The organism is Variovorax sp. Sphag1AA (assembly GCF_014192575.1).
Lineage (GTDB): Bacteria > Pseudomonadota > Gammaproteobacteria > Burkholderiales > Burkholderiaceae_C > Variovorax.
Genome location: NZ_JACHYC010000002.1, coordinates 403,076 through 417,834, shown reverse-complemented (window position 1 = coordinate 417,834; position 14,759 = coordinate 403,076). Strand labels below are relative to the sequence as shown.

Annotated in this window: 15 protein-coding genes; 9 read left to right on the top strand and 6 right to left on the bottom strand. The window is 65.1% G+C overall.

The window, feature by feature from the left end; translation table 11 throughout:
• Positions 1-4 precede the first annotated feature (4 nt).
• Complete coding sequence (gene metK, locus FHW64_RS08430; RefSeq protein ID WP_184525004.1) at positions 5-1,186, top strand: methionine adenosyltransferase; 1,182 nt, start codon at positions 5-7, stop codon at positions 1,184-1,186.
• Between the two features lie 60 nt (positions 1,187-1,246).
• Here metK and FHW64_RS08425 read toward each other — a convergent pair whose 3' ends face one another.
• The 6 genes from FHW64_RS08425 to FHW64_RS34365 are packed head-to-tail and all read right to left on the bottom strand — an operon-like array spanning position 1,247 to position 7,777.
• Positions 1,247-1,888, bottom strand: a complete 642-nt coding sequence (locus FHW64_RS08425; protein ID WP_184525002.1) for a phosphoribosyltransferase — start codon at positions 1,886-1,888, stop codon at positions 1,247-1,249.
• A gap of 22 nt (positions 1,889-1,910) precedes the next feature.
• The gene (locus FHW64_RS08420; protein ID WP_184525000.1) at positions 1,911-4,022 is read right to left on the bottom strand and encodes a TonB-dependent receptor; all 2,112 of its coding nucleotides are present in this window, start codon (positions 4,020-4,022) and stop codon (positions 1,911-1,913) included.
• Positions 4,023-4,070: 48 nt separating this feature from the next.
• Complete coding sequence (locus tag FHW64_RS08415) at positions 4,071-4,277, bottom strand: hypothetical protein (protein ID WP_184524998.1); 207 nt, start codon at positions 4,275-4,277, stop codon at positions 4,071-4,073.
• Positions 4,274-5,461, bottom strand: coding sequence for a PepSY domain-containing protein (locus FHW64_RS08410; RefSeq protein ID WP_184524997.1), 1,188 nt, complete (start codon positions 5,459-5,461; stop codon positions 4,274-4,276). Before FHW64_RS08410 ends, FHW64_RS08415 begins: the two co-directional genes overlap by 4 nt.
• A gap of 24 nt (positions 5,462-5,485) precedes the next feature.
• The gene (locus FHW64_RS08405) at positions 5,486-7,615 is read right to left on the bottom strand and encodes a TonB-dependent siderophore receptor (RefSeq protein WP_184524996.1); all 2,130 of its coding nucleotides are present in this window, start codon (positions 7,613-7,615) and stop codon (positions 5,486-5,488) included.
• A 36-nt stretch (positions 7,616-7,651) separates the two neighbouring features.
• Positions 7,652-7,777: a hypothetical protein gene (locus FHW64_RS34365; protein ID WP_260303721.1), complete on the bottom strand. Its 126-nt coding sequence runs from the start codon at positions 7,775-7,777 to the stop codon at positions 7,652-7,654.
• A gap of 161 nt (positions 7,778-7,938) precedes the next feature.
• On the opposite strand from FHW64_RS34365, the gene FHW64_RS08400 reads away from it, so the two are divergent.
• From FHW64_RS08400 to FHW64_RS08365, 8 genes are all read left to right on the top strand, one after another.
• A complete protein-coding gene (locus FHW64_RS08400; RefSeq protein ID WP_260303720.1) occupies positions 7,939-9,351 on the top strand; it encodes a phospholipase D family protein in 1,413 nt (470 codons plus the stop codon).
• 85 nt (positions 9,352-9,436) lie between these two features.
• Positions 9,437-10,468, top strand: coding sequence for a phosphogluconate dehydrogenase (NAD(+)-dependent, decarboxylating) (gnd, locus tag FHW64_RS08395; RefSeq protein ID WP_184524993.1), 1,032 nt, complete (start codon positions 9,437-9,439; stop codon positions 10,466-10,468).
• 22 nt (positions 10,469-10,490) lie between these two features.
• Complete coding sequence (pgm, locus tag FHW64_RS08390) at positions 10,491-12,146, top strand: phosphoglucomutase (alpha-D-glucose-1,6-bisphosphate-dependent) (RefSeq protein WP_184524991.1); 1,656 nt, start codon at positions 10,491-10,493, stop codon at positions 12,144-12,146.
• A 106-nt stretch (positions 12,147-12,252) separates the two neighbouring features.
• The gene (locus FHW64_RS08385; protein ID WP_184524989.1) at positions 12,253-12,885 is read left to right on the top strand and encodes a response regulator transcription factor; all 633 of its coding nucleotides are present in this window, start codon (positions 12,253-12,255) and stop codon (positions 12,883-12,885) included.
• A 120-nt stretch (positions 12,886-13,005) separates the two neighbouring features.
• Positions 13,006-13,395, top strand: coding sequence for a hypothetical protein (locus FHW64_RS08380; protein WP_184524987.1), 390 nt, complete (start codon positions 13,006-13,008; stop codon positions 13,393-13,395).
• Between the two features lie 120 nt (positions 13,396-13,515).
• Positions 13,516-13,680, top strand: a complete 165-nt coding sequence (locus FHW64_RS08375; protein WP_184524985.1) for a hypothetical protein — start codon at positions 13,516-13,518, stop codon at positions 13,678-13,680.
• Between the two features lie 23 nt (positions 13,681-13,703).
• Entirely contained in the window at positions 13,704-14,090 is a 387-nt protein-coding gene (locus FHW64_RS08370; RefSeq protein WP_184524983.1) for a hypothetical protein, read from the top strand.
• Positions 14,091-14,216: 126 nt separating this feature from the next.
• On the top strand, positions 14,217-14,633 hold the full coding sequence (locus FHW64_RS08365; RefSeq protein WP_184524981.1) for an FHA domain-containing protein: 417 nt from the start codon (positions 14,217-14,219) through the stop codon (positions 14,631-14,633).
• Positions 14,634-14,759: the final 126 nt, after the last annotated feature.

The following is a 14,759-nucleotide window of genomic DNA, read 5'->3' as shown; positions in this document are numbered from 1 at the left end:
TTCAATGGCGAACGACTTTCTCTTCACCTCCGAATCCGTCTCTGAAGGCCACCCCGACAAGGTTGCCGACCAGATCTCGGACGCGATCCTCGACGCGATCTTTGCCCAGGACCCCCGCTCGCGCGTCGCTGCGGAAACGCTGACCAATACCGGCCTCGTCGTCCTGGCCGGCGAAATCACCACCAACGCGCACGTCGACTACATCCAGGTCGCACGCGACACCATCAAGCGCATCGGCTACGACAACACCGACTACGGCATCGACTACAAGGGTTGCGCCGTGATGGTCTGCTACGACAAGCAGTCCAACGACATCGCCCAGGGCGTGGACCACGCGAGCGACGACCACCTCAACACCGGCGCGGGCGACCAGGGCCTGATGTTCGGCTACGCCTGCGACGAGACGCCCGAGCTGATGCCCGCGCCGATCTACTACGCGCACCGCCTCGTCGAGCGCCAGGCCCAGCTTCGCAAGGACGGACGCCTGCCCTTCCTGCGCCCCGATGCCAAGAGCCAGGTCACGATGCGCTACGTGGACGGCAAGCCGCACAGCATCGACACCGTCGTGCTCTCCACGCAGCACCACCCCGATCAGAGCGAGACGCCGACCAAGATGAAGTCTTCGTTCGTCGAAGCCGTCGTCGAGGAAATCATCAAGCCGGTGCTCCCGAAGGAGTGGCTGAAGGAAACCAAGTACCTGATCAACCCGACCGGCCGTTTCGTCATCGGCGGCCCGCAGGGCGACTGCGGTCTCACCGGCCGCAAGATCATCGTCGACACCTACGGCGGCGCCTGCCCGCACGGTGGCGGCGCTTTCTCGGGCAAGGACCCGAGCAAGGTCGACCGCTCGGCCGCCTACGCTGCGCGCTACGTCGCCAAGAACATCGTTGCCGCGGGTCTCGCGCGCCAGTGCCAGATCCAGGTCGCCTACGCGATCGGCGTGGCCCGCCCGATGAACGTGACCGTCTACACCGAAGGCACGGGCGTCATCTCCGACGAGAAGATCGCCACGCTGGTGCAGGAGCACTTCGACCTGCGTCCGAAGGGCATCATCCAGATGCTCGATCTGCTGCGCCCGATCTACAGCAAGACCGCTGCCTACGGCCACTTCGGCCGCGAAGAGCCCGAGTTCACCTGGGAACGCACCGACAAGGCCGCCGTTTTGCGCGCCGCCGCCGGTCTCTGACGCGATCTGCGTTCGACCTCATCGAAGCCTGTGGATGCTCCGGCATCCCCAGGCTTTTTTTCATTGAGACCCAGCCGCCCCGGACAGCAGCAGGTCCACCTCTTCGTCGCTCGTCTGCGCGAAATCCTCGTACCACAGGCCCACCGCGCGAAAGTGCTCCGGCGTATAGGGGCAGACGACCTCGTCAGCGAGCGCGCCCACAATTTGCACCGCCTCGACAGAGGCCACCGGCACGGCGACCACGATCCGATTCGGACCAGCCGAGCGCGCCGCCTTGACCGCAGCGCTCATGGTCGCGCCGGTCGCCAGGCCATCATCGACCAGCACCAGAACTCGTCCTGCCAACTCGAGCGGCGGACGGCCTGAGCGATAACGCCGTTCGCGCCGCTCCAGTTCGGCCTGCTCGCGCGCAACGATGGCTTCGAGCTGCCGTTCGGAGACCGGCCAGGCGCCTTCCGTATCGCTCATCACGCGGATGCCCCCCGACGCGATGGCACCCATCGCGAACTCTTCCTGGCCCGGAAAGCCGAGCTTGCGCACCACGAGCACATCGAGCGGCGCACCGAGCGCGCGCGCCACTTCCCATGCAACCGGCACACCGCCCCGCGGCAGGGCCAGCACCAGCACATCGGGCCGACCGCGCCAGGCATCGAGCGCCGTGGCAAGCCGGCGGCCGGCATCACGCCGATCCTTGAACTTCATCTGAACTCCTTTCGGCCGGAATTCAGAAGCGATAAGCCCCGCTTGCTCCGACCGTCCAGTTCCGCCCTGGCGCCGGCTCGATGTAGCGGGCATTGCCCTCGTTCACGATGACCGAGCCGATGTAGCGCTTGTCGAACAGGTTGTCCACGCGCGCAAAGGCATTGAGTTCCCAGCGATCCCAGCGCTTCAGGTAGCCGGCGAAAAGCGCAACCACACCATAGCCCGGCGCGCTGACCGTGTTGCGATCATTGGCTTCGATGTTGGAGGCCGCACGCAGTTCGGTGCCCGCGCGCCAGCCTTCAGGCGGCACCCAGCCGTAGGAGGCGAACAGCGTCTGGGAGGCGATGCCGGGGATGCGATTGCCAGCCGGCACGAAGCTGCTCGCGGTGCACGGCACCGTGCCGCAGAACGGGTCGCTGTAGCGCGCGTCGAGCCAGGTGTAGGCGAGCTGCGTGCGCCAGTGGTTCTCGGTTTCGTGCTGCCAGGCCAGCTCGAAGCCGTCGCGCTTGGTACGGCCGGCATTCTGGTAGGTGGCCCGGCCTCCGACATTGGTGGCGGTCACGATCTCGTCGTCGGTGCGGGTCTGGAACGCCGCAGCGGTCAGCAGGCCGCCGCCGAGCCGTGCCTTGGCGCCGACCTCGACGCTGTCGTTGGTCGCAGGTTGCAGCGCGAAGTTGAGTCCGCTCTGACCATCCGGCCGGTAGGAAAGCTCGTTGAGCGTCGGCGTCTCGAAGCCGCGGCCCACCGAGGTGTAGAAGGCCAGATCGCGCGAGGCCTCGTAGCGCAGCGAGGCCACCGGGAGCGTCTTCTCGTAGCGCGCACTGCCGCTGTCATCGCGGTTCGCCCCGACGATGTAGCGATCCTGCGAATCGAAATCGACCTTGCTGCGACGCACGCCGACTTCAAGCGCCCACTGGTCAGCGAACTTCCAGTTGGCCTGTGCATAGGGGTCGGCGTTGTAGACCTTGTTGATCTCGTTGCGGCGAAGCCGGCCTTGCACCCCGAGGATGGGATTCGCGACGCTGCCGATGTAGTTCTCGTAGCCGGTGCGGTGCTCGCGCAGGTCGTCGTAGGCAAGGCCCGCAACCAGTTCAAAGGGACGATCGGCCAGCTTCATGTGCGAGGTCCATCGCAGGTCGGCACCCCAGTAGTCGCGATCGAGGCCGATCACGCCGCCGGCGCTCGTCGGGCTCACCTGCGCGGAAGGCGGGATGGCCTGGAACTGCGTGGTCTTGCGCTCGCCGGTGTAGAGCATCAGCCGCAGCGCGTTGTCCGCGTCGATGCGGCGGTCGTAGATCAGGCCGCCCTGCGTCTGGTCCACGGTCTTGCGCGTGTTGAATTGCGTTGCTATCGCAGCGCTGCGCGGATTGAGGGCGTATTGATCGGCCGTGAGCCCGAGCGGGTCCTGCGCGTTGATGTTCACGCTGTTGAGGATCAGCGTGAGCCGGCTTCCGTCTTCGAGCGAGAAGCCCAGCTTGCCGTTGACGATGTTGCGCTGCGCCTCGCTGTGGTCGCGGTAGCCGTCGGTGGAGAAGTGGCTGCCGCTCAGCAGATAGTCCACCGCCCCGGACGAACCGCTCACCTGCGAGCTGGTGCGGCTGGTGCCGAAGCTGCCACCAGCCATCGAGAAGGCGAGCCTGGGCGGTCCTTCGCCGGTCTCGGTGAACGACTGCACCACGCCGCCCGACGAGTTGCCGTAGAGCGCAGAGAACGGCCCGCGCAGCACCTCGACGCGATCGAGCGAGCCGATGTCGATGTTGGACGTTTGCCCCTGGCCGTCCGGCATGGTCGCGGGAATGCCGTCGACGTAGAGGCGCACACCGCGCACACCGAAGGTCGAGCGCGCGCCGAAGCCGCGAATCGACAGTTGCAGGTCCTGGGCGTAGTTCTGGCGGTTCTGGATCTGCAGCCCCGGCACCGGGCCGAGGCCTTCGGAGAGGTTGACGCCCAGGCGGCTGTCGCGGATGTCGTCGCCTTCCACCCGATCGACCGAGCCGGCCACGTCGAAGGCCGGCGCCGGACCGCGCGGCGTCGTGACGGTGACCTCAGTCAGCGTCGGCGCTTCGGCCTGCGCCCAGGCCGCGGGCGATGCTGCAAGCAGAAGACAGGCCGACGCGACGACGGTTCTTTTCATCGCCGCGATTCTGCGGTGATGCGCCGCGTCGCGGTGGGGGGACTGACCCTAGGGCTGGGCCGGGCGTCGGCACCAGCCGAACCAGATACCGACCGCGACCGGAATGCCGAGCGCGAACCAGGCGAGCACGTCGCCCAATCCGCCGTCGCTGAACAAGGCCGAGATGAGTCCGAAGACGGTGAGCAGGCCAAGCGCGATCGGCCAACCCCAGAGATGCCAGAAGTGGCCGCGGTGGTGATGGTGGTGATGCGTCATGCGCTCACCTTTGCCGCCGGTGCGGGTTGCGCCAGCGGCGGCGTGCCGCCTTCGACCGATGCCTCTTCGAGCCGTCGTGCTGAAGGCGCCGTCTTGCCGCGCTTGAGCCACAGATAGAGCCCGCTGCCGAGCACGATGATGGTCGCGACGTCGAGCAGCGCCCAGAGGATCTGCATCGGCATGCCGCCGTAGTCGCCGAAGTGCAGCGGCTGCGACAAGAGAAGTCCCGTGAGATACCAGGGCAGCGTCGGGCTGGCGGTGATCTGGTTCGTTTGCGCATCGACCAGCACCGGCTGCAGCAGCCGCGAGGTGAAGGGCTCGCTGCCGCGCAGGAACACCGTGTTGTGGTGCGGGCTCGAGAAGGCCGTGCCCGGGAAGGCGATGAACGAGAACTTCATTCCAGGCGCATGCTGCAAGGCGGCGTCCAGCGACTTCTGCACGGGCGCGCGATCCTCCTTGGGCACAAGCGGCTGACCTTCATACGGCTTGAGCAGCCCGCTGAGCTGGTCGTACTGCCAGTACTTCACGACCAAGTCGGCCCAGGTATTGATGACGCCCGTCGCGCCGACCGTGAACGCCCACACCAGCGTGACGATGCCGAGCAGGTTGTGCAGGTCGAGCCACTTCACCCGCGGACGGCGCTCGCGGCGCACCGTACCGAAGTCAAGCTTGCGCATGAAGGGCGAATAGAGCACGACGCCCGAGACGATCGCGACCAGCAGAAGCAACCCCATGAAGCCGAGGAACAGCTTGCCCGGCAGCCCCGCGAACAGGTCGACGTGGAGCTTGAACATGATGTACATGAAGCCTTCGTCGGTCGGCGGCTGGCCCAGGACCTGTGCGGTACGCGCATCCACCGCGACGGACTTGTAGTCATCCGTCGGGGCGGGCGTCGGCGTCATCGTGACGAACCAGATGGTGTCGTCGTCCTCCGCCTGCGAGACGTACTGCACCACGCGATCCGGATACAGCGCGCGCGCCGAATCCAGCACGCGGTCGAGGCTGGCGCGCGGCGTGCTCGCGGGCATCTTCGGGGACTCGATCTCCGTGCCGAGAAGGTGGCCGATCTCGTGATGGAAGATCAGCGGCAAGCCCGTGATGCACAACAGCAGCATGAATACGGTGCAAACCAGGCTGCTCCACTTGTGGACCCAGGCCCAGATCTTGATACGTCGGCTGTTCATAGAGGGGTGGATTGTGCCGGGAGATCAAAAGCGGTAGGAAGCGCTGGCTATCGCGTTGCGCCGCGCGCCATACCAGCAATCGCCGCGCGACAGGCACACGGAGCTGTAGACCTTGTCGGTGAGGTTGCTGATGTTGAGCGCGAAGCGCCACTTGGCGGTCTCGTAGGCCACCATCGCGTCGAGCAGCGTGACGGCCGGCGTCTCCGGCGCAACGCCGTCCTTGAAGCTGCTCATCCAGCGCACGCCCGCGCCAACGGAAAAGCCGGGTACCCCTACCAACGCGAAGCGGTACTTCGCCCACACCGCGGCCTGATTTCGGGGCACCTGCGTCAGTTGCGGATCGAGGTCGGTGTAGTTGTAGAAGGCGACGAGATCCCAGGCCTTCGCGAGCGTTGCCTTGAATTCGAACTCCGCGCCGCGGGTCTTGGTGCTGCCGGCCTGCACGTAGTCGGTGCCGCCATTCGGATCGAGGATCAGGCGATTGTCTTCACGGAGGTCATAGACCGCGGCGGCAAAGGCGATCGGCTTGTCGTTGGGCAGGTACTTGATGCCGCCTTCCCACTGCTTGCCGCGTTGCGGGGTGAAGCGCTGGTCGTTGGCATTCAGCCCCGCGACGGGCGTGAAGGATTCGCCGTAGCTGATATAGGGCGAAATGCCGTTGTCGGCCGCGTACATCAGCGCGAATCGCTTGCTCGTGGCGTTGGACTTTTCGTCATCGCTGCCTTCGAGCCCATTCGACACATCGTCATTCCGCACACCGGCGATCACGATCCAGTTCTTGGCGAACTTCATCTGGTCCTGCAGGTACACGCCGACCTGACGCTGCGTGGATTTCGGGCTATCGACCAGCTCCTGCGTCGGGAAGGGAACCCCGTAGACCGGCGCGTAAGCATCGATGAGCGGCTGGTTGCCGCCGAGGTAGATCGGGTAGTCCGAGGCAGAGCGCTTGTTCATCGAGTAGCGCGCGTAGTCGACGCCGGTGAGCACCTGGTGCTCGAGCGCGCCGGTATTGAAGCGGCCTTCAATGTTCTGGTCGGTGGTCAGCAGGTTGACCTTGGTGATGCTCGAATCCCAGAAGCGACCAAACAGCCGCTTGTTGACCGGATCACCCGCCCAACCACCCGGTTCGGTGAACGAATCACCGTAGAAGCCGGTGTAGTCGACGTTGTTGCGTGCAAAGCGCAGGTTCTGCCGCACCGACCAATCGTCGTTGAACTTGTGCTCGAAAAGCCAGCCGGCCGTGGAGCGTTCGGTGTTGTAGCGGTCGTAGCCCGGCTCGCCGATGAAGCGGCTGGTGGGAAGCTGGCCGTTAGGGTTCGGCAGCACGACGCCCTCCCAGGGGAAGAACTGCGAGGTCGAACCGGTCTTGTCCTTCTGGTAGAGAGCCTGCAGCGTGAGCGACGTCTGCGCGTTCGGCCGCCAGGTCAACGATGGCGCGATCAGCTGGCGATCGTCTGGCACGTAGTCGACCTGGGTATCGGAATTGCGGGCGACGGCGATCAGGCGGTAGAGCCATTGACCATCTTCGGTGAGCGGACCGGTCAGGTCGGCCTGAAGCTGCTTGCGGTTCCAGCTTCCGAACTGCATACCGACTTCGCGTTGCGTCTCGGCCTGGGGCCGCTTGCTGACCATGTTGACCACGCCGGCGGTGCTGCCCTGGCCGAAAAGCATCGCCGAGGGCCCGCGAAGGACTTCGATGCGCTCGAGCGTGTAGGGGTCGGTGCGCGCGTTGCTGGTGTACCAGTCGAAGTTCTTGCGCAGGCCGTCGAGGTACTCGTCGGGATTTCCGCCGCGGACCAGTGCGCTGTCGGTGCGCGAATCCAGCCCGTAGGCATCGGAGCGAACGCCCGCGGCGTAGTTGAGCGCGTCCTGAATATTTGTGGCGCCCTGGTCGATCATCTCGTCGCGGGTCACGATCGTCACGGACTGCGGCGTCTCGGACAGGGGCGTGTCGGTCTTGGTGGCGGAAGCAGCGTTCCGGGCGCGGTAGCCGATGACTGGCGAGGTCGCGGTTTCAACCTCGGCGTTCGCGTCCACGCGCACTTCCGGCAGGGTGGCCTGACTGGTCTGGGCGACGGTTTGGTGCTGAATGGACATGGCGACGCAGCCGGCGATCAGCGTGGCCGCGGGGCCCCGCTTCGAAAGGATCAACATTCGGATTGGTGATTGTAATTGATAACGATTCGCATTCTATTCATGAACAAAATCTGAACGCAGATCGAAATTACGCAGCGCGCGGCGCACGCACTTCCGGCCAGCTACGATCCCGGCGCCAAGCCCTTCGGCGAGCCATGCCCCGATTTTTTTCAAGGTCATTTCCGCTTTTCCGCTGCTTCGCTTTTGCGGTCGCGTGCTTTCTCACGGCGTGCGCGAGCGTGCCGCCGCGCACGGTCACGCCGTACGCACCGGGGTTTCCAGCGTCGGAAGCGACTGAGCTGGGTCGACTCACCACCGGGTTCCGGCAAGACCCAGACGGGATGTCCGGCGCTCGCGTGCTGCCGCAGGCCGCGTTTGCGCTCGATGCGCGGCTGGCGCTGATCCGCCGGGCCCGGTCGTCGCTCGATTTGCAGTACTACCTGCTCGGCAATGACAAGACAGGCAAGCTGATCGCGCGAGAGCTCCGCGATGCTGCTGCGCGTGGCGTTCGTGTGCGGCTGTTGCTCGACGACTTCTACACCACCGAGCTCGATCCGATGCTGCTGGGTCTGGCAGCCCACCCGAACATCGAGATCCGACTGTTCAACCCGTTCGTGACCGGCCGGGATCACACGGCGACCCGCTGGTTGAATTTCGCAGCCGACTTCCGTCGACTCAACCACCGGATGCACAACAAGCTCTTCATCGCCGACGGCGCGCTCGCGGTGGTGGGCGGCAGGAATCTCGCGGACGAGTATTTCCTGCGCAGCAGCGGCGCCAACTTCATCGATCTCGACGTGATGCTGGCCGGCCCGGTCGTCGCCGAGCTGCAGACGATCTTCGACAACTACTGGAACAGCGAAGTCGTTTTTCCCCTGCACGACATCGTGCAGAGTGCCAAGCCACCCGACGAACTGCGCGCGAAGTTCAACGCAATCACCTCCGCCACGCAGGCGCCTTTGCCACCCGCCGCGCCGGAAGCTGACATGTTTGGCGACCCGCCAGTGAGCATCGCCATCGCGCAAGGCAAATTGGAATTGAGTCCGACACGGGCCACGGCAGTCGCGGATTCGCCGACCAAGGCGCTCACGGACACCGATGGCGACGACCCGCACCAGCGACGCCCGCCGACGGTGGCAGAGCGCATGCGCGCGCGGCTCGACGAAGCCCGCTCCGAGATCAACATCATCTCGCCCTACTTCATCCCCGGTGAAGAAGGCATGGATCACCTCGCCCGGCTTCGCGCACGCGGCATCCGCATCACGGTGGCAACCAACTCCCTGGCCGACACCGATGAGCCGCTGGTCAACATCAACTACAACCGATTTCGCGTCGAGATGCTCAAGCTCGGCGTGTCGCTGTACGAGGTGAGCTCGGCGCAGATCAAGCGCAGCCTCAATCTGCGCAAGGTCTTCCGTGAGTCGCGCGGTGCGCTCCACGCCAAGCTCACGCTGGTCGATCGCGAATGGGCGCTTGTCGGTTCGCTCAACTTCGATCCACGCTCGGCCTACCTCAACACCGAACTCGGCGTGCGCCTGGACAGCTACGACGTCGCGCATCGCCTGCTCGAAGCCTTCCAGATCGACAACGTCGAAAGCGTCTACGAAGTCCGTCTGCGACCTGGCACCGATTCGATCCAATGGGTCACGACCGATGGCGAAAACATCGTGCTCGACCAAGAGCCAGACGCCAACGCGCTCGTGCGCCTGAAGCTGTTGCTGTTCTCGTGGTTCGTGCCGACCGACCTGCTGTAGCGTGGGCCTCTCGCTCGACTTTTCGCGTGACCGGGAAGATGATCGCCCTCCACTTCAAACCTCTTCGACCCACAGGAGCAAAGCGATGCAGCTTGGCATGATCGGCCTTGGACGCATGGGCGCCAACATGACCAACCGCCTGATGCGCGGCGGCCACGAATGCGTGGTGCACGACAACGCGACGAGTGCCATCGAACGACTCGCCGCACAGGGTGCCACCGGCGCCGTTTCGCTGCAGGATTTCGTCGCGAAGCTCGCGCGGCCGCGCGCCATCTGGCTGATGGTGCCCGCCGCGGTGGTCGACGCCGCACTTTCCGATCTGATGCCGCTGCTCGACGAGGGCGACATCGTGATCGACGGCGGCAACTCGTACTACCGCGACGACATCCGGCGCGCCGCAACGCTGCGTGCCTCCGGGTTGCACTACGTCGACGTCGGCACCAGCGGCGGCATCGCGGGCTTCGAACGGGGCTACTGCCTGATGATCGGCGGTGAGGACGACACCGTGCGGCATCTCTCGCCGATCTTCGCCACGCTGGCACCCGGTGCGGGCGACTTCGCACCGACGCCGGGGCGCCGACCGGGCAGCGGCACCGCCGACCAGGGATGGCTTCACTGCGGTCCGCATGGTGCGGGCCACTTCGTCAAGATGGTCCACAACGGCATCGAGTACGGGCTCATGGCGGCCTACGCCGAAGGGCTCAACATCCTGCACAACGCCGGCATCGGCAAGGTGTCGCACGACGTCGATGCGGAGACGTCCCCGCTGCGCGAGCCCGAGCTCTACCAGTACGACATGAACATCCCCGAGATCACCGAACTGTGGCGACGCGGCAGCGTGATCGGCTCGTGGCTGCTCGACCTCACCGCAGCGGCGCTTGTCGAAGATCCGGGCCTCGAAGGCTTCCAGGGCCGCGTGTCCGATTCGGGCGAAGGTCGCTGGACCGTCCAGGCCGCGATCGACGAAGGCGTGCCCGTGCCGGTGTTGAGCGCCGCCGTGTTCGCACGCTTCAGCTCTCGCGGACAGGCCGACTTCTCGAACCGCGTGTTGTCGGCGCTGCGGCACCAGTTCGGCGGGCATGCCGAAAAGCCGCACCCGCCAGAGACGAAAGGCTGACCCGGATCACAGGGAGCACGACATGGCCTCGCGAATCAACCCTCTCGCCGGCAAGCCGGCGCCGCCAGAGACCCTCATCGACGTCGACCGGCTCATTGCGGCCTATCACGACGGCGTCCCAGACCCGGGCGTGCCAACACAGCGCGTGGCGTTCGGCACCTCGGGGCATCGCGGCACGTCCTTCGAGCTGTCGTTCAACGCATGGCATGTGCTCGCCATGACGCAGGCGATCTGCGACTACCGCAAGGCGCATGCGATCGACGGGCCGCTGTTTCTCGGCATCGACACGCACGCGCTCTCGGCCCCGGCCAGCGAGAGCGCGCTCGAAGTGCTGGCCGCAAACGGCGTCGACGTCATGGTGGCGGCCAACGACGAATACACGCCGACGCCCGCCCTCTCGCACGCGATCCTCACGTACAACAAAGGCCGGGAGTCCGGCCTTGCGGATGGCATCGTCATCACGCCTTCGCACAATCCGCCGCGCGATGGCGGCTTCAAGTACAACCCGCCCAACGGCGGACCAGCTGCGCAGGACATCACGGGCTGGGTCGAATCGGCCGCGAATCGCTATCTCGAACAGCGGCTCGACGGAGTCAAGCGCATGCCGCACGCCGATGCACTGCGCGCGCCGACGACCCACCGGCACAGCTATCTCGACGCCTACGTCGGCGATCTCGAAAACGTGATCGACATGACCGCGATCCGCGACGCCAAGATCCGCATGGGCGTCGATCCGATGGGCGGCGCCGGCGTGCACTACTGGGGCGCCATCGCCGATCGCTACAAGATCGACCTGACCGTGGTCAACGATGTCGTCGACCCTCGCTTCGGCTTCATGACGCTCGACTGGGACGGCCAGATCCGAATGGACCCTTCGTCCGCTTACGCGATGCAGCGCCTGCTCGACATCAAGGACCGCTTCGACGTCGGCTTCGGCTGCGACACGGATCACGACCGCCACGGCATCGTGACCCGCAGCGCCGGCTTGATGCAGCCGAACCACTACCTGTCGGTCGCGATCGACTACCTCTTCCAGCACCGCCCCCAGTGGTCGCCGAAGGCCGCGGTCGGCAAGACAGCCGTATCGACTGCCCTCATCGACCGCGTGACCGCGCGCCTCGGCCGCCGGCTGTACGAAGTGCCGGTGGGCTTCAAGTGGTTCGTGGACGGCCTCATGGATGCCTCACTCGGCTTCGTCGGCGAGGAAAGCGCGGGCGCGACCTTCCTTCGCCGCGATGGATCGGTCTGGACCACCGACAAGGACGGCATCACGGCGGCCTTGCTGTCGGCCGAAATCACCGCACGCACGGGGCGCGATCCCGGCGCGCACTACGCCGATCTCGCTGCCGAATTCGGCCGCCCGTATTCCGACCGGATCGACGCACCCGCCACCGTGCCGCAGAAGAAGCAGCTGTCCGCGCTCACGCCCGACCAACTGCGAGCCACCGAACTCGCCGGCGACAAGATCACCAGCGTGCTCAGCAAGGCACCCGGCAACGGCGGCGCAATCGGGGGAATCAAGGTGATCTCCGAGGGCGGCTGGTTCGCCGCACGGCCCTCCGGAACCGAGAACATCTACAAGATCTACGGCGAGAGCTTTCGCAGTGCCGACCACCTGCAGCGCATCCTCGGCGAAGCGCAGGCCATCGTCGACGCGGCCATCGCACCGGCCTCCTGACTTTCGGGACGAGTCGTCACTTTCCTACGTGCGATCGGCGCACTGGCAGACGCGTCCGTGCAACTGATCAGGTGCATCCTCATGGCGCCACCACTGGAGGAAAGCAATGATCAAGATCGGTATCGTGGATGACCATGCCATCGTGCGCACGGGCCTGCGTGACTTCTTCTCGCAACATGTCGATCTCCGCGTCGTCGGAGAAGCGGCGACAGGGCGAGAAGCGATCGACCTCGTGCGATCCAATGAAATCGACGTGCTCGTCATGGACCTGTCCATGCCGGGCCAGAGCGGCATCGATGCCATCGCGATGATCCGCGCCAAGGCGCCGGACACCGGCATCCTGATCCTGAGCGGCTATCCGGAAGAGCACTACGCGATGAACCTCATCCGACAAGGCGCCAGCGGCTATCTCAACAAGGAGTGCGATCCGATGGAGATCGTGGAAGCGATCCGCACCATCGCGCTCGGTCGCCGCTACATCACGCCGGCGGTCGCCGAGTTGCTTGCGCGGCAGTTGGACCGCAACAGCGACGCCGCGCCGCACGAGCAATTGTCGGAGCGCGAGTTCCAGGTCTTTCTCAAGCTGGCGACCGGCGAGACCGCCGGCAGCATCGCGGAGGCACTCTCGCTGTCGGTGAAGACGGTGAGCACCTATCGCAGCCGGCTGATGGAGAAGATGAACCTCACCTCCAACAGCGACCTGACCTACTACGCGCTCAAGAACCAGTTGATCAGCTAGGCATCGATCGACACGGTGTCCTTCGGCTTTTTTGTCGAACGATCGGCCAGACGCCGCAACTCCTCTGGCCGAGTCGCACTCTCACCCCGCAGACGCTTTCCGGCGAATGCGGGGTTTCTCATGAATGCGCGTTTACTGTTCGTCGCGGGCTTTTCGATGGCAGCCGCTGCCGGTCCTTGGCCGGCACACGCTCAGACGACGAGCGCGGCAGGTATCTCCGCAGAGTCCAGCGAACAGCTCGAAGCCGACTACCGCGTCATTGCCGCCCGCTGCGGAACGCCCGCCTTCGAGAAGTCCTTCTTCAAGCAATCGAAAGCCGCGGTCGCCGCAGGCCTCGTCACCCGGCATCGCGACCCCGTGCAGGTCGAGAAGGCCGTGACCGCGCTGCGGCGGAACCCGGTGGTGCTGATCGGCGCACAGGCGGACTGCCCGGCCCAACTCGAGCATCTGAAGGAAGTCCAGAAGGAGCGCGCCAAGTCGCTCCGCAGGGGCGGCGCGGCAAAAGCGTGAGTCCGGGCGATGACAAAAGCTGTAGGCCTTCGGTCGACAACACCGGTCGATTGGCTGATTTCCAATCCCGCCGGGCCCGCGCAGACTGCCGCAATCGGAATCGCTTGGGGGATGCGGATCATGGAAACTGACCTCTACACGCTGGGCGTGCTCGGGATGGTGCTGATGTGCGGCTGGCTGGTGAACCATGCCAATCCCTGGAGCAGTTCGGATCTCGCGCAGGAACTGAAGCTTCAGCTGGTCCGCTCGACCGACGCCATCCGCGGCGCGCCGCATCGCCGATGAGATCCCCGCGGCCCGTGGCCGCCATGGCTTCAGTGAGGCGCAAGTCGGCACTGCTTGCCGCGGCGTCGCTCCTCCTCGCAGCACTGGGCCTGCAAGGCTACGCAGCGGGGTATCCGATGGGAATGACGCTACTGGGCGCCGCCACCGTGCAGGCGTTGATCTGTTCCGCGATGTTCCGCAGCCGGTTGCTGATTGCGGCCGTCGGGACGAATCTGCTGCTCTTCATCATCCACGCGATCGTGCTCAGCCCGTTCCTGACCCAGCCGGACCCACAACCCGTTTTCATGTTCGGCGACTTCTGCTTTGCGGTGTTCGCCGGCGCCTCGCTGGTCTTCACACCGGTCGAAACCATGGCGCTGATCGTGCGTGACGCCTACCTCAAGCGACCCAGGCACAGGACGCCGAACTGATCGATGCCGACCGTCCGCCGGTGCGATCGATATAACCGACCACGTGCATTGGCGAGCCGGCTGTGAAATCATCGGCAGAAAAAAGGGAGAAAAAAGAATTAGCGCTCTTCCATCCAGAATCCCGACATGCCGCAATTGATGCTGACGACGGTCTCCGGCGAATCCATGCCGATTACGCTGAAGCCCGACGAGAACACGCTTGGCCGCGGACCCAAGAACGACATCGTCATCGACTCTCCGCAGGCGAGCCGCGTCCACGCGGTCATCACGGTCGAGCCGGCGTTCGTCACCATCCGGGACCTGGGCAGCCGCAACGGGACTTTCGTCAACGACCACCGCATCGAAAGCCAACTGCTCGTCCACGACGACAGCATCAAGCTCGGCAGCTACGAAATGCGTTTTGTCTCGGGCGACCAGGAATTCAGCCACGTCGAAGCCGAGCGGGTGTCCACCGAGCCACGACTGCTGCTGCACGTGGATCTGGAGTTGGAAGACGATCCCACCTCACCCGAACCGCCCACCACGAGACCGGGTAAGCCCTGATTCAAGAATCGCCGCGCTGGCCGAGCCGTCTTGAGGCCATGACCACAGAACGACCTTGAAACGACACAAAACACCCTTATGATTAGCACTCGTTGAACTTGAGTGCTAACAAGCAGCGCTCTCGAC